Raw genomic sequence first — 21,573 nt, forward strand, 5'->3', positions numbered from 1 at the left:
AGACCTTTCATCGTCAACTTAACAGACTAGCGTCAACCCCTGTCGCTTGTGCCAAGTGTCACCATCGTCCGTCATAGAGCAAAAGTAAAAAAGGGCAATCCAAAGATTGCCCTGTGAGGGAGAACTCAAGGTGAATCAAATCCAGTCGGAGTCGTCGCTTTCGTCCGGCACGCTGTAGTCTGCGTCGCTAAGCGAAAAATCGTCACTATTATCCAAGTTGGCTTGCTGGATGGCATCGTCGCCGTAATAGTTATTGACCACGGTTTGTTCCTGAACGCCGCTGTGCTCGCCCAGTGCTTGCTGGCCCAAGGCGTTGGAACCGTGATGCCCCATCAGACTTTCGATGCCCTGGAATAAAAACGAACCGGCTACGACACCGGCTGCTGTGGTCGCGACATTGCCCAGAAAACTGCCGCCAGCGCCACCACCACCGAAAAAGCTTGGCGATTGCGCGGGAGCAGCCCCTCTCGGCACTTGATAATTGCCGACACCGGGCACCGCACCGCTATTGTTAGTGGGTTGAGCCCAAGGATCGTTGCCCAGAAACCCGCTACGTTGTGAGCTTGCACCGGCTTGCAATTGATTTTGCAACTCGGTGATTTGTGCTTTAGCCGCAGTCAAAGCTTGATCCTGCAACAAGGCGCGTTGGACCAGCAGATACGCGGCATCGGGTTGTTTGGCAACCGCATCTCTAATCAACGCTTCGGCCTCGGCATCTTTTTGCGTGAGCTTTACTTCGTTCAGTTGATTCAGAAACTGGCTGAGCTGGTTGCGTTCCTGTGAATTCATTCAATAACTCCTATCGTGAAGATATAACCCGGCTAACTGCCGGCATGGGCAAAGACTTTAAAATGGCTGCAAAGTTTCGTTAACAGTTGGGTGAAGCTACAGAAGTTTCAATAGCCGGATCGAAATAATTACCCGTGATTCAGCTTCGAGTTGTCTATGCGGTGTGGATTTCGGCATTCCTCATGTGCCGAAGAAGGTATGCCGACCTGACGATTTTGAGGATATACGAGGTACTCAGTAGAAGCAGCTTGCTAATCAGGTAATTTATTGGGTTTACTGCTCTTTCGGTATTCTTGGGGTTACTCGCAATTGTTAGTCAAAATTACCCGAGGGTTTCCCGCTGTAATGGTCGCCGATTGGCTTGGCTTAGGGGGAAAATAACCAAGCCAACAGGCTACCGTATGGCCGGATCGATTATTTTACCAGGGTGCCGGTGCTCGCCGGTCCGGGAATAGACATCTCGCCCGGGTTTTGCGGGTCGTAATAAATGTCAACGTAAGGTCCGGTAATTGCCGGCTTTACAATAGCTCTCAGCCCAGCGTTTTCACAATCCGGGTTATCTGTAAATGTCGCGGCGACTTCCGCCGCGCAAGCGTCGGGTTGCATCGGAATCGCAGGAAGATTCAGATTAACCGCACAGCCTTGGTCCGGGCCTGCTACTACTTGATTGTTATCCCAACGCAATACATCCCAGCTAACCGCTAAGGATACGTCCGGTTCAGGGGTGCCTTTGCAAGCCGTCGTCAGTGGGCAGCGCACTGAGACGGGATGCTCTCCAGATGAAAAGTGTATGCCGCACGCAATCACTTGCGAGCGTGGCGGCACTTTGGAACCCAGCCCCAAAGGGCCAGCCTGACTGAGCGGGCTAACGAGACAAGCTAAAAAGCCCAATTTCGCACAGTGTTGCAAAATCTTAGATTTAGTTGTTGTGGTCATGATCGACTCCCGATTAATGTTTAAGGGATTTATTTCACCCGTTCCTAACTGGATATAACGATTTTCAAGGCCCGGGCGACTAAGCCATGTTTCAAGCATTGTCACGTTCCTACTGTAGGAGGGTCGGTTAGCAGAATCAGTGAGCTAGTAAACTCGGAGGATGCGAAAAGTTTCATTGATTTGGCGCTTTATAGCCTTGGCTATTGGCTAAAAGATCGGTATCGCATATCCCGGCGCGCGGCGGTCGAAATAAAAAAATTCTTATATCTGGCCGGATTAGGTTAAGAAGCAATCCGCTTACGTTCTCGGAAAAACGTATGCGAAAAACAGCATTGCCTGTTAATCCGGTTAGCGTACAATCCAGAGTGCTTATCGATAGTCGTTTCAAACCCACTTCAATCGTTAGTCAGCAGCCGGCCGCTAAATCATACGTGAGCAGTAACCCGAACAAACAAGCAGCAATTCAAGCGGCACAGCTGCGGCAACTGTTTGCGGCAAGCAATGTGTCATTGATCAGCAGTACGCTACTGGCGGCGATTCTGGCCTATATGCAGCGCGACATGATTGCGGCCCCCGTGGTGCTCAGTTGGTTGACGCTGATTGTGTTGGTGGCGGTTTCCCGCACTTTGCTGGTCAAGGCTTATCGATCCGCCGCGCCGGAAGTCGGGGAAAGCACTCGGTTCTGGATGAACAGATTTCGGATTGGGGTGCTGGCCGTGGGCTTGGTGTGGGGAGCGGCCGGTTTTCTGATGTTTCCGGCCAACAACTCGCAACATCAACTATTTCTGGTTTTTATGCTGGCGGGTTTGTCGGCCGGCGGCGTGGTGGCATTTTCCGCCGATCTGCTCAGCGCGGTGCTATTTTCTTTGAGCTCACTGCTGCCCATCATTGTTCGCTTGTTCATGTCAGGCAATGGATTGTTTGTGGCGATGAGCGTGGCAGGGTCTTTATACCTGTGCTTCATGGTGATCAGCTTGCGTCGTATCAATCTAAGTATCACCGAGAATATTGTGCTGCATCTGGATGCCGCGGAAAGAGAGGAGGCCATGCGTATCAGTGAGCAGCGCTATCGCTTGTTGCTGAAACACTCGCCCATCGGTATTTTTCATTACGACACCGATCTGATCGTTACTTACTGTAACGAACCGTTCGCTGCTATTTTGCAGAATACCGTCGATAACATTGTCGGATTGGATATTAAGGGGTTTAAAGACGGTTCAATACTCGCCGCCTTGCATCAGGCATTGAACGGTGAAAAGGTGAGTTATGAAGGCGAATTCCGGCCGGCGCTGGATGCCGCCGGCATAGTGATAGACATGATCTGCGCGCCGTCGCGCGACGGTGCCGGCAAAATTGTTGGCGGTATTGCGATTATTCGGGACATCAGCGAGCGTAAGCAGGCGGAAGAAATGCTGCGTATCAGCGCCATCGCCTTCGAATCGCAGGCGGCGATGATCGTCACCTCCCCGGACGGAGTGATCCTGCGGGTGAATCGGGCCTTTATCGCGTTGACCGGCTACAGCTCGGAAGAAGTGCTGGGCCAAACGCCGCAAATGCTCAACTCCGGGCGCCACGACAAGGGCTTCTTTGCGGCTATGTGGACTGTATTGCAGGAGACCGGCCATTGGCAAGGCGAAATCTGGAATCGCCGCAAAAACGGCTTGATCGTCGCCGAATGGCTGACGATAGCAGCCGTAGTCGCACCCGATGGCCGCATTACCCATTATGTCGGTACATTTTCGGATATTACCGAGAACAAGGAGGCGGTGGCGGAAATCCACCGTTTGGCTTATTACGATCCTTTAACCCATTTGCCTAACCGGCGTTTACTGCAAGATCGTTTGGGCCAGGAGTTGGTTGCCGGCGCCCGCAACGGCTTATATGGTGCGATTCTGTTCTTGGATCTGGATAATTTCAAGACGCTTAACGACACGCGCGGGCACGATGCCGGTGACCAGTTATTGGTCGAAGTGGCGCGGCGTTTACGCACTAGCGTGCGCGAATGTGACATCGTCGGACGCCTGGGTGGCGATGAGTTTTTGGTGTTGCTGGCGGATTTGAGCGCCGATGTCGAGCTTGCCGCGATGCAAACCAAGCAAGTCGGCGAAAAATTGTTGGACGCGTTGGCTCATCCTTACGATTTAAATGGCTATGAGTTCCATTGTTCGGCCAGTATCGGCATTCGCTTGTACCGCGATCATGAGGGTGCGGAAGAATTACTCCGGCACGCCGATCTTGCCATGTATCAAGCCAAAATTGCCGGGCGCAATACCGTGCGCTTCTTCGATCCGAGCATGCAGGCGTTGGCCACGGCTCGCGCCGATTTGGAAAAAGATTTGCGCCTTGCTCTGGCTCATAATCAGTTCAAGCTGTATTTTCAACCGCAGATGTATCGAAACCATCAAGTGGTGGGCGCCGAGGCGCTGTTGCGTTGGCAGCATCCGGAACGCGGATTGGTATCGCCGTTGGAGTTTATTTCCTTGGCAGAAAAAACCAGTTTGATTCTGCCGATTGGCCAGTGCGTGCTGGAAGCCGCCTGCATGCAACTGAAGCAGTGGGAGGAACATGCCTATTCGCAGCAGTTTCGGTTAGCCGTCAATGTCAGTGCGCGCCAGTTTCGATCGGCGGATTTTGTCGAACAGGTGCGGCGGGCGCTGGATAACAATGGCGTTAACCCGGACTTGCTGGAACTAGAACTGACTGAAAGTCTGGTACTGGAGAATATCAACGACACGATCTTGAAAATGCATGCACTCAGAGAGATAGGGGTGCGCTTTTCGTTGGACGACTTCGGTACCGGATACTCGTCGTTTTCCTATCTGACTCAGTTGCCGTTCGACCAGTTAAAAATTGACCGCTCCTTTGTGCATAACATCGGTGTCAAGACCAGCGATGCGGTGATCGTGCAAACCATCATCGGCATGGCCCATAACTTGGGGATAGAGGTGATTGCCGAAGGGGTCGAAACCGATGCGCAACGTTTGTTTCTGGAACAGCACGGCTGCCACGCCTGTCAGGGATTTTTGTTCAGCAAGCCGGTGCCGATAGACGAGTTTATGGCCTGGAGCCGGCGTTTGCCCAAGTGTTAACCCAGCCTGTCAATGTAGCCGCTCCGGCTATCAGGTATGCACCTGGCCTTCAGCGGAATTGTTGGTATATTCCCGTTTACTGCTGTTTTTACTAAATTGGGTTTGCCGGGGCTCCGAATGAAATCGTCTGATACACATCCGTACAATTCCCGGCAGGCAGTCCGCGAGGCGTTGAAAGGCGCAAGCAATGACTATCATAACCGCTTAAATCAACACAGTTTGCTGGTTGGAATAACCCGGACAGGCTATTCGCTGGATAAATACCGAAAACTTTTATCCGCTTACTACCATCTCTATCAGGCTTTGGAAGATCGGTTAATTGCCTTTCAGTCTTCTCAACACTGTCAATTCGACTATTCTCAACGTGTCAAGCTGCCCTGGATTTGCCGCGACCTGGATTTTTTGGGAGTAGACCCGCTTGCAGCGGGATATGGCATAGCGCAAAACGCACTGGCGCCGCAGGTAGCCAGCATGGGTGAATATACCGGGGTTTTATACGTGATCGAGGGGTCGATGTTGGGCGGACAGCTTATTTCGCGTAGCCTAGAGGCATACCATGGGTTGAGCGGCGAAACCGGTGCTTGCTTTTACAGCGGCTATGGTCAGGACACCGGGCTTATGTGGCAAGATTTTCTGCGGTTTGCGGAAAACCTTGCCGGTGACGATCACCAGCGTTTGGCTGCCGAGCACGCGGCCTGCCAAACGTTTCAATTTTTTATTCAGGTGTTGGATGACTATGCCTATTCGTAAGTCACATGTTCTGCGCCTTGTCTAATGGGTGATATTGATCAGCAGGCGTTGCAACAGGCCCTGGAAAAGTGCGCGGCAGAGCCCATTCACCAGATCGGGCAGATTCAGCCGCATGGTGTCTTACTGGTGCTGAGTGCGGATCACCCTTACCCGGTATTACAGGCCAGCGCCAACTTTAGCGAATTTTTCAGCGAATTGACCGGCGATGTCTGCGGCAAACCGCTTCAAGAACTGGTCGGCGAAAAAGTTGCCGGGCAAATCGAGCAAATGTTTCAATCGGCGCAGAGTAAGAATACTGCCGCCGGGAAACTCAGCATTCCTCAACGCCACGGCTCTCTTGATCTACAGGCCCACGCTTATGTCAGTGACGGGCTATATGTGCTGGAACTCGTGCCTGATCTCGATGCCGACCAAGAAGGCAGACTGTCCGAATTGCTGATGCAGATGCAGGAATCATTGCTGCGATACGACGCGAATAGCGATTTCTCACGCTATTTCGATGATGTCGCGCTGTTGGTGCGGCGGATGAGCGGCTACGATAGCGTGATGATCTATCGGTTTGACTCCCATTGGAACGGTCAAGTGATCAGCCAAAATAGCGTGGATCATGCACCGTCCTATCTGGGGTTGCACTTTCCGGCCAGCGATATTCCGGCCCAAGCACGGCGGCTTTATACGTGTAATCTGGTGCGCTTGGTTGCCGATATTGATGCCGAGCCTGTGCCGATTTTACCTGGCGTCAATCCCGTTACCGAAAGGTCCTTGGATATGAGTTACTCGGCGTTGCGCTGTCTGTCGCCGATACATATCCAGTATTTGCGCAATATCGGTGTGCAGGGTTCGATGGTGATTTCCTTGCTGCAAAACGGCCGATTGTGGGGGTTGATAGCTTGTCATCACTTCACGGTAAAACGCGTGTCGATTGCCCAACGTGAAGCCGTGACGTTTATAAGCCGGATGGTGTCGTCGAAATTGTCGTCGATTGAGGCACTAGAGCAGTACAACTGCGTTGCCAGCGCCAATCATGTGATTGGTGAGTTGCTGAATTATATTTTTACCGATCACGAACAAATGGTCCTCAAAAGATTACTACCGCAATTGATGTCGTTGCTGGATGCTAACGGTATAGTAGCTGTGGTGGAAGGTAAGCGGCATGTTTACGGGGAGATGCTGAAGCCTGGGGACCTAAGGGCGTTATTACTCTGGCTGGGCAAACAAGCCAGTGGCCAGATATTTAGTTCTGATCATCTTGCCAATGATTTTGTCCCTGCCGAAAAATACCAGCATATCGCCTCGGGGATATTAACCACTCCGCTTCCCGCCGATATGCGCAATGTCATCGTGTGGTTCAGGCAGGAAAAGCCGCGCACTGTCAATTGGGCGGGCAAGGCTGAGAAAGGCTTGGTGATGGATCAGAACGGAAACTATCAACTTACCCCGCGCCAGTCATTCGAAATGTGGACGGAATTGTGGCGCGGTCGCAGCGAACCTTGGTCGCATGTACAAATCGACATCGCCAGGATGTTGGCGATGACCTTGCCCGAGGGCTTGGCGCAAAAAAGTCGGTTGGAGCAGGCGCTGAGGAAACAACAGTTATTGGACGCGGAGCTGCGGATTGCCGCTACCGCTTTTGAGTCGCAGGAAGGCATCGTAGTGTTGGATGAGAATCGCTTGATATTACGGGTAAACCAGGCGTTTACCCGCATTACCGGTTACCTCAGCGAGGAAGTAGTAGGTAAGAATCCGCGGGTACTGGAATTGGATTTGCAGGGCGTAGGCTATTACGCGGAAATGTGGGAAAGGGTCGATAATTCAGGGGTCTGGGAAGGCGAGATTTGTAGTAAACGCAAGGACGGTAAGGTGTTTCCCATTCATTTGGCCATCAGCACGGTGAAGGATCAGGAGGGTTGTGTCAAAAATTATGTGGCCACGTTTGTTGATATTACCTCCATTAAAGCGGCTGCCGAGGAAATCGAGCGCTTGGCGTTTTACGATCCGCTGACCGGTTTGCCCAATCGCCGCCTACTGCAAGATCGCTTGAAACGAGCCCTGATTGCCAGTGCACGTAGCGGACGGGAGGGCGCCATACTGTTTATCGATCTGGATAATTTCAAAACTCTGAATGACACCCTTGGGCATGACATGGGAGATTTGTTGTTGCAATTGGTGGCGCAACGTTTGGTGGCTTGCGTACGCGAAGGCGATACTGTGTCTCGATTGGGTGGGGACGAGTTTGTCGTGATGTTGACCGATCTTAGCGACGAAGTGCTTGATGCCGGTGCACAGACCGAAATTATAGCCAATAAAATCCTCAGTGCCTTGACGCAAACCTACCGGCTTGCCGACCACGAATATCGCAATTCGCCCAGTATCGGCGCGGTGTTATTCAACGACCACGAATCGGACATGGAAAGCTTGCTGAAACAAGCCGATATTGCCATGTACCAGGCAAAAAAAGCCGGGCGGAATACCATACGTTTCTTCGACCCGGCAATGCAGGCCAGTATCAATGCGCGGGTCAAACTGGAGGCGGATTTGCACTGCGCTTTAGCGAATAAGCAATTCCAACTGTATTATCAGCCGCAAGTCTCACAGGGTTTGGATATTATCGGTGCTGAAGTCTTAATCCGTTTTCAACACCCCGAACGCGGCTTGGTTTCACCGGCGGAGTTTATACCCTTGGCCGAGGATATCGGTTTGATAGTGCCGATAGGGCGTTGGGTACTGGAAACCGTTTGCCGCCAGCTTAAGAGTTGGGAAAGCCGCGCGCATACCCAGCATTTGCAACTGGCTGCGAATGTCAGTGCCCGGCAGTTTAGGCAATCTGATTTCGTCGACGTGGTGCGGCAAATCATTCGAGAGAGCGATATCAATCCCAATCGGTTGAAGTTGGAGTTAACTGAAAGTCTGGTGCTGGACGACATTGATGAGACCATCCGCAAAATGCATGCGCTACGGGAAATTGGCGTAGGTTTTTCAATGGACGATTTCGGTACCGGGAATTCCTCGCTATCCAATCTCAGAAAACTGCCTATCGATCAATTGAAGATTGATCAAAGCTTTGTGCGGGATATTTCTGTCGATCCGGACGATACGGTGATTGTGCAAACGATTATCGCCATGGCGAATAATCTGGGTCTGGACGTCATAGCCGAAGGGGTGGAAACCGAAGAACAACGTCGGTTTCTGGAAAACCATGGCTGCCATACATTTCAAGGCTATCTCTACAGTAAACCTTTGCCGTTAGATGGTTTTGAACGCTTATTAGCCTTAAGGGAGCATTGAACGAGCTGATTCCGCTCACAGCGCTACAAACTCGCCGAACGGAATTACCGACTACCGGCCCCATATGTTCGCCGAAGAGTCTGATTCGAGCTTCCTAAAGCGGGCTGCGCTTGTTTTATTCTGAGTTGATTCCAATCATCATGGGCGGCATCTGACCTGGTATATACCGGTCAAAAAATTCCCACGGCAAATACTTAGCTGTAGAATCGCGGTTTTTTGCCAAGCGATCCGGGGAGCAAAAGTCGAATGGGTAGAGCGTATCAAAACCGTAAAGTGTCCATGGCCAAAACGGCTGATGCCAAGGCCAAGGTATACAGCAAATATGGCCGGGAAATCTACATGGCCGCCAAATCCGGTGGTATCGATCCATCCGGCAATTTGACTTTGCGTGGCTTGATCGATAGAGCCAAAAAAGACCAGGTGCCTACCCATGTTATTGAAAAAGCCATCGATAAAGCCAAGGGCGGCGGCGGGGAAGATTTCGCGCCCGCCCGCTACGAAGGCTTTGGACCTGGCGGTTGCATGGTGATAGTCGATTGCTTGACCGACAATCCGAATCGTACCTTTGGCGATGTGCGCCTGTGTTTTACCAAAACCAAATGCAAGATCGGCACCCAGGGTGCTGTCAGCCATATGTTCGATCATTCGGCAATCCTGGCGTTTAAACACAACGACGAGGATGCAGTGCTGGAAGCCTTGCTCAGTGCGGATGTGGATGTGTCCGACATCGAAAACGAAGACGGCAAGTTGACCGTGTTTACACCCCACGCCGACTACGCCAAAGCGAAGCAAGCCTTGACGGATTTGTTGGGCGAGATCGATTTTGAAGTGGATGAAATTCAATTTATGCCCAGAAGCGTTACCCCTATCGGCGGCGACGATGTGGCGATGTTCGAAAAGTTTTTGGATATGTTGAACGATCTGGATGACGTGCAAAACGTTTTCCATGATGCCGAGTATTAGGGGCAAAACCGCTCAGTAACTTGGGATATTAAATTCAGGAACCTTAGCGTTCCTGAGCTATTAAAACGCGTTGCCATTGCTTGTTTTAGCGTAATAACGCGGCTATTGTTTCCTTTTGTAAAACAAATAATGCATATTCAATGGTATTGTTAATAAATTAGATCTATCTTATAGTGTAAGCGTGTTTATTACGGAGTAGAAAAAATGAATGACTTACAAAAAGATATTTTGAACGGTTTGGCCTTTATCACCGGCGTGATCGGTTTTATGTCAGGCGAATTTATTCTTTCATCGGCATTATTTGCTTCAACGACTGTCGCCAGCAATATCAGCGTAAATCGGAAGAAAAACCGCGATTAAGCGAGCTTGCAATAGGGTTTTACAGGGAAACAACGCATCGGCTGAGGCCGGGTGTTTTCCCGAATCCGCTGTACCCTTATTCGGTTTTGTCCTATCTAAGCGATCAATAACAACTTTGCATTTGATCGACGGATTTAAAAATCTATCCGCTCCGGTGCCACCCGTAAAACTTCCTCGATGGTGGTAATGCCGGCGGCAACTTTTTCTGCGCCACTTAGCCTTAAAGGGCGCATGCCTTCTCTGATGGCCTGGCGTTGCAACAAAAGTGTGTCGCAGCCTTCCACGATCAATTTTTGCAGAGTCGGATGGTTTTCGAAAATTTCGTAGATGCCGATACGGCCGGCAAAGCCGGTATTGCGGCAGCTCTTGCAACCAACAGCTTTATAAATGTGCTTAGGGGTAGCGACTTTAAAAGGCGCGACCAATGCCTGCCACTGCGCTTGGTCTAAGGTTGTCGCGGTTTTGCATTGCCCGCACAACACCCTTATCAAGCGTTGCGCCATTACCCCCAAAATGGTTTGTTGAATCAGATAGCCTGGCAGGCCAAGATTTAACAAACGCGTCACCGCAGCCGGCGCGCTATTGGTGTGGAGGGTGGAAATCACCAAATGCCCGGTCAGCGAGGCTTGCACCGCCATTTCCGCCGTCTCCAGGTCGCGAATCTCGCCCACCATAATAATGTCCGGATCTTGCCGCAGTAGGGTGCGAATACCGCTGGCGAAGTCCAAACCAATATTGGCTTGAGTCTGCATTTGATTGAAAGCCGGTTCGATTTGCTCGATTGGGTCTTCCACGGTGCACAGGTTGATTTCCGATGTGGCCAGGCGTTTTAGCGTGGAATACAAGGTGGTGGTTTTACCGGAACCGGTCGGGCCGGTCACGAGAATAATGCCGTGGGTCTGTTCGGTCATCCGGTTCCAAATCGCCAGCTCCTGTTTATTGAAGCCCAACTGCTCGTAATCGCGCAGCAGAACTTCCGGGTCGAAAATCCGCATCACCAATTTTTCGCCAAAGGCCGTTGGCATGGTCGAGAGCCGCAATTCGATCTCCTTGCCGTTGCTATTCTGAGTTTTGATCCGGCCGTCCTGCGGTAGGCGCTTTTCGGCAATATTCATCCTGCCCAGTATCTTCAAGCGGCTAAGTACCGCATTCATAATCGGCATCGGGAGTTGATAAACCTTGTGCAGAATACCGTCTATCCTGAACCGCACATTGCCTTGTTGACGGCGTGGCTCGATATGAATATCGCTGGCACGCTGGTCGAAGGCATATTGCAGCAACCAGTTGACCAGATTGACCACATGCTGATTGTTCGCGTCCAGATCGGCGCTTTTACTCAGCTCGACCAATTGTTCGAAGTTTTGGCCTTCTGCGGCGCGGCCATCGTTATGGGTTTGCGCGCCTTTCAGCGATTTGGAAAAGTTATAAAACTCGTCCAGATAGCGCTTGATTTCGTCCGGATTGGCAAACACGCAGCGAATTTTGCCGTGGTGCATCTTCGCCAAGTCGAGTTGCCAGGCACGGATGAAGGGTTCGGCGGTGGCTACCACGATTTCATCGGCGTCGATCTTGATTGGCAGAATATTGTAATTGCCGGCGTAAGCTTTACTGAACAAGGCAGTGACCGTAGGTACGTCTATTTTCAGCGGGTCGAAATAGTAGTAAGGCATAGCCAGTTTTTTCGCCAGCCATTGGGTCAAGTCTTCCTGAGTCAACAGGGTGCCGAGCTGGCTTTGGTCGGCGAGTTCGCACTCGGCCAACACCTTTAACGGATGCTTGTTTACATTGATTTTGGCGACCGCGTACTGCCGGCATTTTTCGACATCCTTGGTGGACAACATGCCGTCCTCTTCCAGCCACTTCACGATCTGGTTGATGTCCAGCTTTCTGTCTTCGGATTTGTGTTCTTCCCGCATGCGCCTGGTTTGCTATGATATATAGGTTTAGTCTAGCCAAATATGCCGGACGCTGTGGAGATTTAAAGCTTGGTGGTGGAATTTTTATGCAGAGCATGGAACACTGCGAAAAAAGCATAGTGAGACGACGACAAGGGCTATAATAGCGAATCGATTCTTTAATTTCGGGGTTTAAGCCTTAACCCTATAATTAAAGCTTCCAGAAACAATATACTTTCAGGATTTTTAAGCGATGTTTACCCAATTGCATCCAGGCAAGAACCGTGCACTTTTGATCGAAGTGTGTTTATTGACCAGTGCACTGCTGCTGCCCGGATGCGCGAGTACCGAAAAGCGTGACGAGCTTTCGGTTTATGAGGCAGGCCACGCCGATCCGTACGAGGGATTTAACCGGTCTATGTACGGGTTTAACATGACACTGGACAAATATTTTTTTAAGCCTGTTTCCGATGGTTATAAATTTATTACGCCCGATTTCATGGAAACCGGTGTTAATAATTTCTTCACCAACTTGAAGGGTATTAACGTAGTGTTGAACGATGTCCTTCAGGGTAAATTCCAACAGAGCGCTTCGGACGCCGGACGCTTTTTAACCAATACCACCATTGGCGTGGGTGGCTTAATAGACGTCGCCAGCGAAGTCGGTTTAAAAAACAACGTTGAAGATTTTGGGCAAACTTTGGCTGTGTGGGGAGTCGGGCAGGGTGCGTATTTGGTGTTGCCGGTTTTTGGGCCCACCACTATTCGCGATGGCGGCGCGGGCATCCTCGATAGAGCTGCCAACCCAGGTACCTACGTGCCGGGCACCGGTATTCTCGAGGGGATTAATGATCGTGCAAATGCCGAAGGGGCATTGAACTTTATCAACGAGGCCGCGTTAGATCCCTATGTGTTCACCCGGGAATCCTTCCTGCAATACCGGCGTAATTTGGTGAATGACGGTAAAAACGAAAGTGCGAACTATGATCTGGATATTGATCCCACCGCTGACGTTGCGGCTGAATCTAAGCCCAAGAGCTCTGAAGCTCTCAAGCCATCGCTAGACACCGCCAACAAGATTGAACAGAGTGTGTCACCATCCGCTCAGCCTGCAGTCGGCGCTAATGCTGATACCGATGCCTTTAACAATATGCTGCAATCGTTTGAGGAAGCCTCAAACAAGCTGGATCAACTAAGTAAACACAGACGTAGAAAATGAGGTAAAGCCCTGGTTGAGGCCCTCTATGCGGCCCTCTCCAGGTAAACCCCTTTTGACTGTTTCTTAACGTATTAGGGAGGGCATTTTTTCCTCAACGATGTATGCAACAAAGCCGCACCGGTTTAATCAGCAGTTTGTTGTTTCCGCGAATTTGACTTTTTATACCTCGGTTTAATCCGATGGTGCGGAATTATCGGATACAGATTGCTTTGCGGTTTGCCGCTTTTTCCTGACGGCATAGAAGTAGGTCATGCCGGAAATGGTGCCGCATACCGTGGCTAATTTATCCAGAATAGGCGCGACGGTTACTATCAAAGGCTCATCGACCAGCCCCAACCACACGCCAAAAGCGGTTAGTCCGGTCGGCGTGGCTATCGTCGCCGCGACAGCGGATAGGCCGGCGATGATACCGGTCGCCATGGCGATATGTTCCACCCTAGCGGCAATGACTTCGTGATTCATGTGGATTGCGGGCGTATTATCGTGGACTAGTCGCAACCGGGTTTTCCCGGCAGCTAAGCAGAAAAATCGCCTGTATTTTAGTCAGTTTCGAGGTGCTTGTCAGTGGGTGTGGGTAGCGAATGCTGGTGTAGATTATCTGCAATCGTTGGCGTTATCGGACTGAGGTTTCCTTGCTGTGCTGAGTGCTTTCAAGATTCGAAATTGGTGTTTGACATTCTTTTAAATCTGGAGTAATACAGTATTCCATGGGAGTGAAACCCGCATGTTCATTCCGAAACCTGCCGCTGGCCTGCGGTGTATTGAGGGAGTTTAGATCGCTATGTCTTCCCTAACTGTTTCCAGTGTTAATCAATCCGGCTTTCAACAGTTGAGCGCGCTGACGGCCAAGAGAAATGCGGATCAGGCCGAGCAAATGGCGCAAGCCTTGAGAAAGCAGGCGGATGCCGTCCAAGCCCAAGCCGACCAATACGCAGCCAAAGCTCAGGATCTCGATTCTCAAGCCAGTAAGGCTAAGTCGAACTCCGACGCTGCACACTTGAGATTGAATCTGTCCAACGCTTTTCAAGAAGCGGGCACCCAGTTAACTAACACCATTCAGAACGCTGAGGTAAGACCGTCTACCTATTCGCAAGTAGTGACGGGTATAAGCACATCGTCCGCGACCGATGACAACAAGGCCGTGGGGAGCACTATAGACATTGTTGCTTAGCCTGATTATCGTTTAGGCAGATAAGCAGTAGAGTTATTAACCCGGCCCTATTGATGACCGGTATGCCGTTCGGGCTGAGCTCGTCGAAGCCCAGTCTGGTGAGCCCAGGCCCAGTAGCTTCAGGGGCATTAAGGCAAACGGTATCTAAGAGCCGAGTCAATAGTCAAAAAATAGTAAGCGAGGTGACATCATGTTGTCGTCAATCAACACCACCACCAACCTGGATAAATCCCAAAGTCTGATCCAAACCAGCGTCCAGCGCCTTAGTTCCGCAAAGCGGATCAATTCGGCGGCCGATAACCCGGCTGGGTTGGCAATTGCCGATGCGATAAGCAGTCGCTTTGGAGGACAAAACCAAGCAATCGGCAATATCGGCAAGGGTCTTTCGCTCGCGGAAACCGCCGGTAGCGCGTTAACCCAGGTAACCGACAATCTGCAACGCATCCGCGAATTGACGGTGCAAGCCGGTAACAGCTCTTTGTCGGCTTCTGATCGGCAAAGTATTCAGGACGAGATCAACGGATTGGGCAAAAGCATCGATGGGATTGCCGGCAACACCCAGTTCAACGATCAAAAACTATTGGACGGCAGTTTCTCCGGCCAATTGCAAATCGGCCCCAATCCCGGCGATACGCTAGGCTTAAGCTTGGGGAATGTATCCAGCGCCGCCTTGGGTGTTTCGGGATTGGATGTATCCAGCGCTACGAATGCGGCCAATGCGCTGGATACGATAGACAGCGCGATTAACAATGTCGGGAATGAGCAGAGTAACTTGGCCAGCACTGCTGCGGGCTTGAGTTCTAACCTAGCCAATTTGAACAGCAGCTATCAGAATCTAGCCGAAACGCGCAGTCGTATTCAAGATACCGACTATGCGCAAACGGCTGCCGACTTGAACAAGGGTAAAGTGCAAAACCAAGTGGCAAACTATGCGCTCAAGCTATATCAAGACAATCAAAAAGCGGCATCGGCGCTGTTAACGGGTCTCTAAATAAAGCCTAATGCTCATCAGACTGTTTATTAACCTGACTCTTACACTCCCTTTATTCGTCATTCCCGTGCAGGCGGCAGCCGTTACAACGCGTAGCGGATCTATTTAAGCCGCTGGGCTCCCGCCTTCGCGGGAGAGACGATATTTAAGGGCCGGGTTAAAAAGGTTTTGATTTGCTATGAATCGCGCCACCGCTATTCAGTCACCTCTTCGGTCCGGACCATAAAGCTCAGTAGCGTATTCGGACCGAAGCTACAGCTAATCGGTACGTCGGCCGCATCGCGCCCGCGAGCGATCAGCACCCGGCCAATGCGCGGGATATTGTTCCGCGCGTCGAAGGTATACCACTGGCCGTCAAGATACGCCTCAAACCAGCCGGCAAAATCCATTGGACCATAGGGTGGCGGCATGCCCATGTCGCCCAGATAGCCGGTGCAATAGCGTGCCGGGATGTTCATGCAACGACAAAAGGTGATGGCGAGATGGGCAAAGTCGCGGCACACGCCGGTTCGATCTTGATAAGCTTCCCAGGCGGTTTTGGTACGGCGAGCATGTTGATAGCCAAACTCGATATGCCGGTTAACATAGTCGCAAATCGCCTGTACTCGCGCCCAGCCGGTCGGCGCGTTCTCAAACAGCTGCCAGGCTATCTCAGTCATATGATCGGTTTCGCAATATCGACTGCCTAACAGAAACAGCAGCGTTTCGTCGGGCAGATATTCCACCGGCGTTTGCTTTGCCTGAGAAATGAGCCGGTCCGGCACGCCGCTATCCCTGACTAAGCCGTCTGCAAAAAGTCTGAGCCTACCCTTAGGCGCGACGATGCGGCTACACCAATTGCCGAAGGTGTCGCGATAAGCGTTGATAGGAATGCTCGGCTCTGTCATCAGGTAGTCCGGAATGATGACGTCGGAGACGCGAGTGTAGTGCACGCCTAAGGTCAGCAGCATCGGGGTCGGCTGCGGGCAGTCGTAAATAATTTCGTAGCCTATGCGGATTTTCATTGGATTACTCCTGGGTGGGCGAAATAACGTGCTAGGGTTTGTTGAAGTGATACGACGATCTTCTGGCGCAGGTCAGACCAATGCCGGCCCGCCGCCAAGATATGCTTTTGGTTTATTTCCAGTTCGATACCCAGATAGGCATCGGCGGCCAGCCGTTGACGAAACCAGCGGGTTTGCCCATCGGCTTTGCCGGCATAGGGATAATTTCGGCGGACTCGCAGTTCCGGCGCACAGGCTCTTAGACTTGCTTTCCAGCACTTGCAGAAGGCAGCCTCGCCAGCTCGCGCCGGATTATAAAGCAAGCCTATATCGGCGTTTCGCAGCTTACCGTCCAGTTCGGGCGTGAAGCTGTGAGAGGCAAGGTGAATCACTTGGCTATGCTCGACAAGCGATTGCCGGATCAGGCTATCCACCTGCGTCCGATAGGGCCGGTAATAGTGCCGCACGATTTGTTCTCGCACCTTGGCCGGGGCATTTTGTATGCTGATAAAGTGCAGATTTGGATGGCCTGGGGATCGATTCAGATCCACCAGCAAACGGCTGACGGTTGACGTCACAAGCGGTGCGGAAAATGCCTTAGCCAAGGCTTTGGCCATGAGTAAAGCGCCGGGATCAAAGCCGCGATGCGAGTCCAGCAAAGCCTGATAGCCTTGAAAATATGCTTGATACGGTTCGGGGATTCGGTTGCCGCCGTGTTCGCAAGTGATCACCAGGCCATATTCGCCGGGTTCATCGGCAATCGTCGGTTCGGGGCGCATCCGCGTGCCTCACCAATCCAGATTGGACAATTGATCGAATACCAGCCGCGTGCCCTCGGTCCACTGCTTACCCAATTCGACGAAATACGCATCGCCTTCGCCAAAGCGCCGCCGCATCTTGACAACCAGACTGTCACGTTGATAGCAGAGCAGATCGATAGGCATGCCCACCGATAAGTTGCTGCACATGGTCGAGTCGAACGAGACCAGCACGCATTTGGCGGCATTGTTTAGCGAGGTTGAGCGGGTAATCACTCGATCAATGATGGGCTTGCCGTATTTGGTTTCGCCGGTCTGAAAATACGGTGTCTCGATGCTGGCCTCGATAAACGTGCCCTCGGCGTAAATCCGAAACAGACGCGGCGCTTCACCGGCGATTTGACCGCCCAAAATAAAGGAGGCGTTGAAACTGATTTTGCTGGCAGCCAAATGCGGGCTGTCGCGCTGATCGACCTCACGCATCGCGTCCGAAACCAGCAGCGCGGCATCGAACATCGATTCTGCATTCCACAGATTCGGCGAACCCGGCTTGGCGCTCCTTTGTTTCAAAATGCTGATCACAGCTTGCGTGCCGGCTAAATTGCCGGAACTTAACAGCACGATAACCCGGTCACCGGCCTTTTCAAATACCGTCATCTTGCAGAAGCTGGCGATGTTGTCGACCCCGGCATTGGTGCGCGAGTCCGATGCAAACACCATCCCGGTGTCGAGCATGACGCCTATGCAGTAAGTCATGAATATGTCTTCTTTTTTTTGATTCGGTGATAAGGAGTATTTGCAGGTCGGCCTGCCGTTTTAGATGGGATCTTAGCCGGCTTCTTCGGCTTTATCTGTACGCTGTCGCACCTAACATCGCGCGGAGTCTAGCCTTTTAGCTTGCCGGTTGAGATTCCTCAGCGGCAGCAGCTTTTGCAAGGCCGCAATCGCTTGTTCGGCTTGATGCCGCCGCAAGAACGAGAAACAGCCATTGATTGCTATTACACCGAGCACGGCATAACCCAAGGTCGCCATAACTCCGCCGGGTTGCCGAGTTTCGGCGAAAAACGCCAATCCGGCCGCCAGCCACAAAATTAAGGCAAAAAAGTGCAGGAATGCTTATGCGACTGCCAAGAAAACCGATTTTTTCCGGCTTTCTTCGATACGGTTAAAACCGAATGCATGCAGGCGACCTTCAATAGCGGCGGCCAGGCCTTCTACTGGAGCCTAAACTGTCCAGTGCTTCTGCGGGCGTGAGATGATGGATTTTCATGAGCGTAATCCAATAAGCAAGTTAAGTCGGGCAGTTTAGAACGAATCGAATCATTTCCGATATGCACGACGGGCTATTCTTCATCGTGCTTGTGTTTTGGTAGGCATAGCAGGCAAACTTCACCCATTTTTTATGTGTACACAGTAAGCAGATGAGTCTTAATAGCCCATATTCTCTCGTATCTTTCGCCACCAGGTGTTTGGCTATGCTGATTTTATGCGGTTTGCAGGGCTGCTTTTCGCCGCTGGCGCTGGATAGAGCGGTGATCGAATACGATAAGGTCACCACCGATATTTTGTCGAAACAGTTGTTGCTGAACATCGGCCGTGCCCATCAGCACCAACCCATGCATTTCACCGGTGTCTCGAACATCGCCGCTACGTTTAATTTTCAATTCAATGCCGGTGCCACACCGGCCTTTACCGGTGAAGTCGGTTCGGTGATGACGCCTGTATTTGGCGGGACGATGTCTGAAAATCCGACAATCAGCATTGTGCCCATCGAAGGGGAGGAATTTACCCGGCGCTTGTTGACACCGTTTCAGGAAAACAAACTGACCATGTTGTTGCGGCAAGGTGTGGACGTGGATTTGGTGTTGCGTCTACTCGCCGGCGAGCTACGGCTAAACGGCGGCGAGCAGGCCGGCGTGTATTTGAATCAACCGGCGGATGGCGACGGTTATCGATTGTTCCGGCAAGCTGTGTTGCATTTGTCCGCCATCCAGGACAACCATAAGCTGTTTGTGGAACCGTTGATATTCAATCGCAGCTGGAGTCTGCCTGCCGAGGCGCTAAACGTCGAGCAATTGGCGGCCTTGCAAAAAGACTATAAAGTTGAGTTCAGCGCCGACCAAAAGCAACTGACCTTAACTAAGCGGGTGACAGGACGAATCTTGTTGACCAATTACGATCCCGCAACATTGAGCAACGAAGAGCGTTTGCGTTTGCATGACGAAGCCGATCAAGGTGCCGAAAACGATGTCAGCGTCGATATTCGCGCCGGCTATCTGGGCGGCGAATGGCCGTTGCACGGTGTGTTTCGCTTGCGCAGCTTTCACAATGTGTTGAATTTTATCGGTCAAACGATCAATGATGATCCCGAATACCCTGTCGATAAGCACCCTAGGACGCCTTCGGTGAGCGAGAACCCGGTGCAAACCATGGCTTTGCTGGTTAGCGAAGACGAACCTTCTTCAACCGACATTAGCGTGCGTTTCGGCGACAATTATTATGCCTTGCAGCCGGAAACCGGCTATCAATGGAATCGGGAAGGTTTTAGATTGTTATGCCAGATTTTTCAAATGACCATGACCGACCTGGCGCGGAAGGGTGCGCCGGAAATTACTATTTCCAAATAAGCGGGAGATATTTTGAGCGAAACTATCGACAAAAACATGGTGATGCGCTGCGTGGCCTATCAAAAAGGCGTGGGCATCGGCGACGTCACCATTGAAGACATCAGCGAAGTATTGCTGAAAGACGATACCTTTATCTGGTTGGGTTTGCGCGAAGCGAATGCCGAGATATTGAGAAAAATTCAGCAGGAATTTGGTTTACACGAGCTGGCGATTGAAGATGCTTGCGCCGCGCACCAGCGGCCGAAGATCGAGGAATATGGCGATTCGCTGTTTATCGTGCTGCATACGGCGGAATTGATTGAGAAAAAAGTGGAATTCGGCGAGACGCACATTTTTATGGGGCCGCGTTTCGTGGTCACCGTACGGCATGGCGCGTCGCAGAGTTTGAGCAAGGTGCGTGAGCGCTGTCAGGCCATGCCGCACCAACTCAGCAAGGGACCGGGCTTTGCCTTGTACTCGATTATGGATTTTATCGTCGATAATTACATGGTAGCGATTGCCGGATTGCAAGACCGCTTTGATGTATTGGAGTCGGCGATATTTCAATATCGGCCCAGTCGGCAAACCATGGAAGATTTATATGAGTTAAAGCGCGAATTATTGCTGCTGGAAGGTGCGATTAATCCGGTCATCGATATTTGCAACGAGTTGATGCGCTTTCATGGCAGCCTGATACACAAGGATGTCAGAGTATATTTCCGTGACATCGCCGATCACATCAAACGCGTCGATCAGGCTATCCACGGCATGCGCGAGATGTTGCTGGCGGCGATGCAGGTTCACCTTACTTTTGAAACGGTGCGGCAAAACGAAGTAGTCAAACGTCTGGCCGGTTGGGGGGCGATTTTGGCGATACCGACCATGGTATTCAGTTTGTACGGTATGAACTTCCGGCACATGCCGGAGTTGGATTGGGTGTACAGTTACCCCTTAGTCGTTGGCAGCGTGGCGCTGTGCAGCTTGGCCTTGTATTTGCGTTTGAAGCGGGCCGGGTGGTTGTGAGCGCTCTCTTGTTAACCCAGTCCTTAAACTACCTGTGGCCGTCATTCCCGCAAAAGCGGGAATCTAGAATAGTTACTGGGCTCATCCCACCTGCGCAGGAGCGACGTAGTTAACGGCTGGGTTGACAATACGCTTAACATTGCATCAGTTGCCGCTCGCCTGTAATTGCTTCAGCATTTCCGCGACGCGTTTGGCATCCAATGCCGGGTCTACATCGTCATCGATACGGCGTATGGTTAAATTGGGATCGACTATAAATGTCCAGCGTTTGGCCATATTCAATATCGGCATTTTCACGCCGTAGGCTTCGCTGACTTTGGCATCCGCGTCGGATAACAAGGTGAAGGTCAGTTTATGTTGCTGATGAAACGCCAACAGATCCTTGACGTCATCGGTGCTAATTCCGTAAACCTCGGCATTTTGCTCGCGGATCAGTTTGATCGCATCGCGAAAGGCGCAGGCTTGCGTGGTACAGCCGGGTGTACCGGCTTTGGGATAAAAATATAATACTGTCCAACCTTTCCCGCGCCGACCGGCTAAACTTATCGGATCGCCATCGTGCGCTTGCAATTGAAATAACGGTGCCGATTGACCGACTTGTAAAGGGGCCGCGTTTGCCGTCTGCGAAAACGTTAGCAAGGCGAACAGCATGAAGACCAAGAGTCTGTACGTAAGAGTGAATTTTTGCATACATAATCTCCCTTAAGCGGTATGCGATGATGAAGTGCCGAATGTTTTTGAGTTTATTAGCATGG

At 51.4% G+C, this 21,573-nt stretch carries 19 protein-coding genes; 11 read left to right on the plus strand and 8 right to left on the minus strand.

The annotated features are described in order from the left end of the window. Window positions 1–135: 135 nt before the first annotated feature. Both ACR64Q_RS05875 and ACR64Q_RS05880 read right to left on the minus strand, forming a co-directional pair. Window positions 136–789, minus strand: a complete 654-nt coding sequence (locus ACR64Q_RS05875; protein ID WP_313733920.1) for a DUF2076 domain-containing protein — start codon at window positions 787–789, stop codon at window positions 136–138. Window positions 790–1,203: 414 nt separating this feature from the next. Continuing rightward, window positions 1,204–1,725, minus strand: coding sequence for a hypothetical protein (locus ACR64Q_RS05880; RefSeq protein WP_205450706.1), 522 nt, complete (start codon window positions 1,723–1,725; stop codon window positions 1,204–1,206). 317 nt (window positions 1,726–2,042) lie between these two features. Between ACR64Q_RS05880 and ACR64Q_RS05885 the strand changes: the two genes are divergently transcribed. The 5 genes from ACR64Q_RS05885 (at window position 2,043) to ACR64Q_RS05905 (ending at window position 10,172) form a co-directional block, all read left to right on the plus strand. Further along, window positions 2,043–4,814 carry an EAL domain-containing protein gene (locus ACR64Q_RS05885; RefSeq protein ID WP_313733921.1) on the plus strand — a complete coding sequence of 924 codons (2,772 nt, stop codon included), beginning with the start codon at window positions 2,043–2,045 and terminating at the stop codon, window positions 4,812–4,814. Window positions 4,815–4,931: 117 nt separating this feature from the next. Next, window positions 4,932–5,564, plus strand: a complete 633-nt coding sequence (locus ACR64Q_RS05890; RefSeq protein ID WP_313733922.1) for a biliverdin-producing heme oxygenase — start codon at window positions 4,932–4,934, stop codon at window positions 5,562–5,564. A gap of 24 nt (window positions 5,565–5,588) precedes the next feature. Continuing rightward, on the plus strand, window positions 5,589–8,849 hold the full coding sequence (locus ACR64Q_RS05895; RefSeq protein WP_313733923.1) for a bifunctional diguanylate cyclase/phosphodiesterase: 3,261 nt from the start codon (window positions 5,589–5,591) through the stop codon (window positions 8,847–8,849). A 246-nt stretch (window positions 8,850–9,095) separates the two neighbouring features. Then, window positions 9,096–9,812, plus strand: a complete 717-nt coding sequence (locus ACR64Q_RS05900) for a YebC/PmpR family DNA-binding transcriptional regulator (RefSeq protein WP_483823284.1) — start codon at window positions 9,096–9,098, stop codon at window positions 9,810–9,812. A 204-nt stretch (window positions 9,813–10,016) separates the two neighbouring features. Next, complete coding sequence (locus ACR64Q_RS05905; RefSeq protein WP_020485561.1) at window positions 10,017–10,172, plus strand: hypothetical protein; 156 nt, start codon at window positions 10,017–10,019, stop codon at window positions 10,170–10,172. 134 nt (window positions 10,173–10,306) lie between these two features. Here ACR64Q_RS05905 and tfpB read toward each other — a convergent pair whose 3' ends face one another. Continuing rightward, complete coding sequence (gene tfpB / locus ACR64Q_RS05910; protein WP_026604130.1) at window positions 10,307–12,088, minus strand: type IV pilus assembly ATPase TfpB; 1,782 nt, start codon at window positions 12,086–12,088, stop codon at window positions 10,307–10,309. Between the two features lie 232 nt (window positions 12,089–12,320). On the opposite strand from tfpB, the gene ACR64Q_RS05915 reads away from it, so the two are divergent. Beyond that, the gene (locus ACR64Q_RS05915) at window positions 12,321–13,286 is read left to right on the plus strand and encodes an MlaA family lipoprotein (RefSeq protein ID WP_313733925.1); all 966 of its coding nucleotides are present in this window, start codon (window positions 12,321–12,323) and stop codon (window positions 13,284–13,286) included. A 171-nt stretch (window positions 13,287–13,457) separates the two neighbouring features. Here ACR64Q_RS05915 and ACR64Q_RS05920 read toward each other — a convergent pair whose 3' ends face one another. Beyond that, a complete protein-coding gene (locus tag ACR64Q_RS05920) occupies window positions 13,458–13,748 on the minus strand; it encodes a hypothetical protein (protein ID WP_026604132.1) in 291 nt (96 codons plus the stop codon). Between the two features lie 319 nt (window positions 13,749–14,067). On the opposite strand from ACR64Q_RS05920, the gene ACR64Q_RS05925 reads away from it, so the two are divergent. Further along, window positions 14,068–14,457 carry a hypothetical protein gene (locus tag ACR64Q_RS05925; RefSeq protein ID WP_026604133.1) on the plus strand — a complete coding sequence of 130 codons (390 nt, stop codon included), beginning with the start codon at window positions 14,068–14,070 and terminating at the stop codon, window positions 14,455–14,457. A 190-nt stretch (window positions 14,458–14,647) separates the two neighbouring features. Next, window positions 14,648–15,448 carry a flagellin N-terminal helical domain-containing protein gene (locus ACR64Q_RS05930; RefSeq protein ID WP_313733926.1) on the plus strand — a complete coding sequence of 267 codons (801 nt, stop codon included), beginning with the start codon at window positions 14,648–14,650 and terminating at the stop codon, window positions 15,446–15,448. A 194-nt stretch (window positions 15,449–15,642) separates the two neighbouring features. Here the strand turns inward: ACR64Q_RS05930 and ACR64Q_RS05935 are convergent, their stop codons facing one another. Genes ACR64Q_RS05935 through ACR64Q_RS05945 form a run of 3 tightly spaced genes read right to left on the minus strand, consistent with a single transcriptional unit; the run spans window position 15,643 to window position 17,945 of the window. After that, window positions 15,643–16,452 carry a transglutaminase-like domain-containing protein gene (locus tag ACR64Q_RS05935; protein WP_026604136.1) on the minus strand — a complete coding sequence of 270 codons (810 nt, stop codon included), beginning with the start codon at window positions 16,450–16,452 and terminating at the stop codon, window positions 15,643–15,645. Beyond that, complete coding sequence (locus tag ACR64Q_RS05940) at window positions 16,449–17,210, minus strand: N-formylglutamate amidohydrolase (RefSeq protein WP_313733927.1); 762 nt, start codon at window positions 17,208–17,210, stop codon at window positions 16,449–16,451. The genes ACR64Q_RS05935 and ACR64Q_RS05940 overlap by 4 nt, the downstream gene beginning before the upstream one ends. A 9-nt stretch (window positions 17,211–17,219) precedes the next feature. Beyond that, window positions 17,220–17,945 (minus strand): proteasome-type protease, encoded by a 726-nt coding sequence (locus tag ACR64Q_RS05945; RefSeq protein WP_313733929.1) that lies wholly within the window; start codon window positions 17,943–17,945, stop codon window positions 17,220–17,222. A gap of 141 nt (window positions 17,946–18,086) precedes the next feature. On the opposite strand from ACR64Q_RS05945, the gene ACR64Q_RS05950 reads away from it, so the two are divergent. The 3 genes from ACR64Q_RS05950 to corA all read left to right on the plus strand — a co-directional run bounded on the left by ACR64Q_RS05950 (window position 18,087) and on the right by corA (window position 20,818). Next, on the plus strand, window positions 18,087–18,284 hold the full coding sequence (locus ACR64Q_RS05950) for a hypothetical protein (protein ID WP_313733930.1): 198 nt from the start codon (window positions 18,087–18,089) through the stop codon (window positions 18,282–18,284). 380 nt (window positions 18,285–18,664) lie between these two features. After that, entirely contained in the window at window positions 18,665–19,816 is a 1,152-nt protein-coding gene (locus ACR64Q_RS05955; protein WP_313733931.1) for a hypothetical protein, read from the plus strand. 36 nt (window positions 19,817–19,852) lie between these two features. Then, entirely contained in the window at window positions 19,853–20,818 is a 966-nt protein-coding gene (gene corA / locus ACR64Q_RS05960; protein ID WP_409521210.1) for a magnesium/cobalt transporter CorA, read from the plus strand. Between the two features lie 144 nt (window positions 20,819–20,962). Here corA and ACR64Q_RS05965 read toward each other — a convergent pair whose 3' ends face one another. Then, window positions 20,963–21,508: a peroxiredoxin gene (locus ACR64Q_RS05965; protein WP_313733933.1), complete on the minus strand. Its 546-nt coding sequence runs from the start codon at window positions 21,506–21,508 to the stop codon at window positions 20,963–20,965. Between the last annotated feature and the right edge of the window lie 65 nt (window positions 21,509–21,573).

The sequence above is a fragment of the Methylomonas sp. 2F7 genome (genome assembly GCF_057126975.1).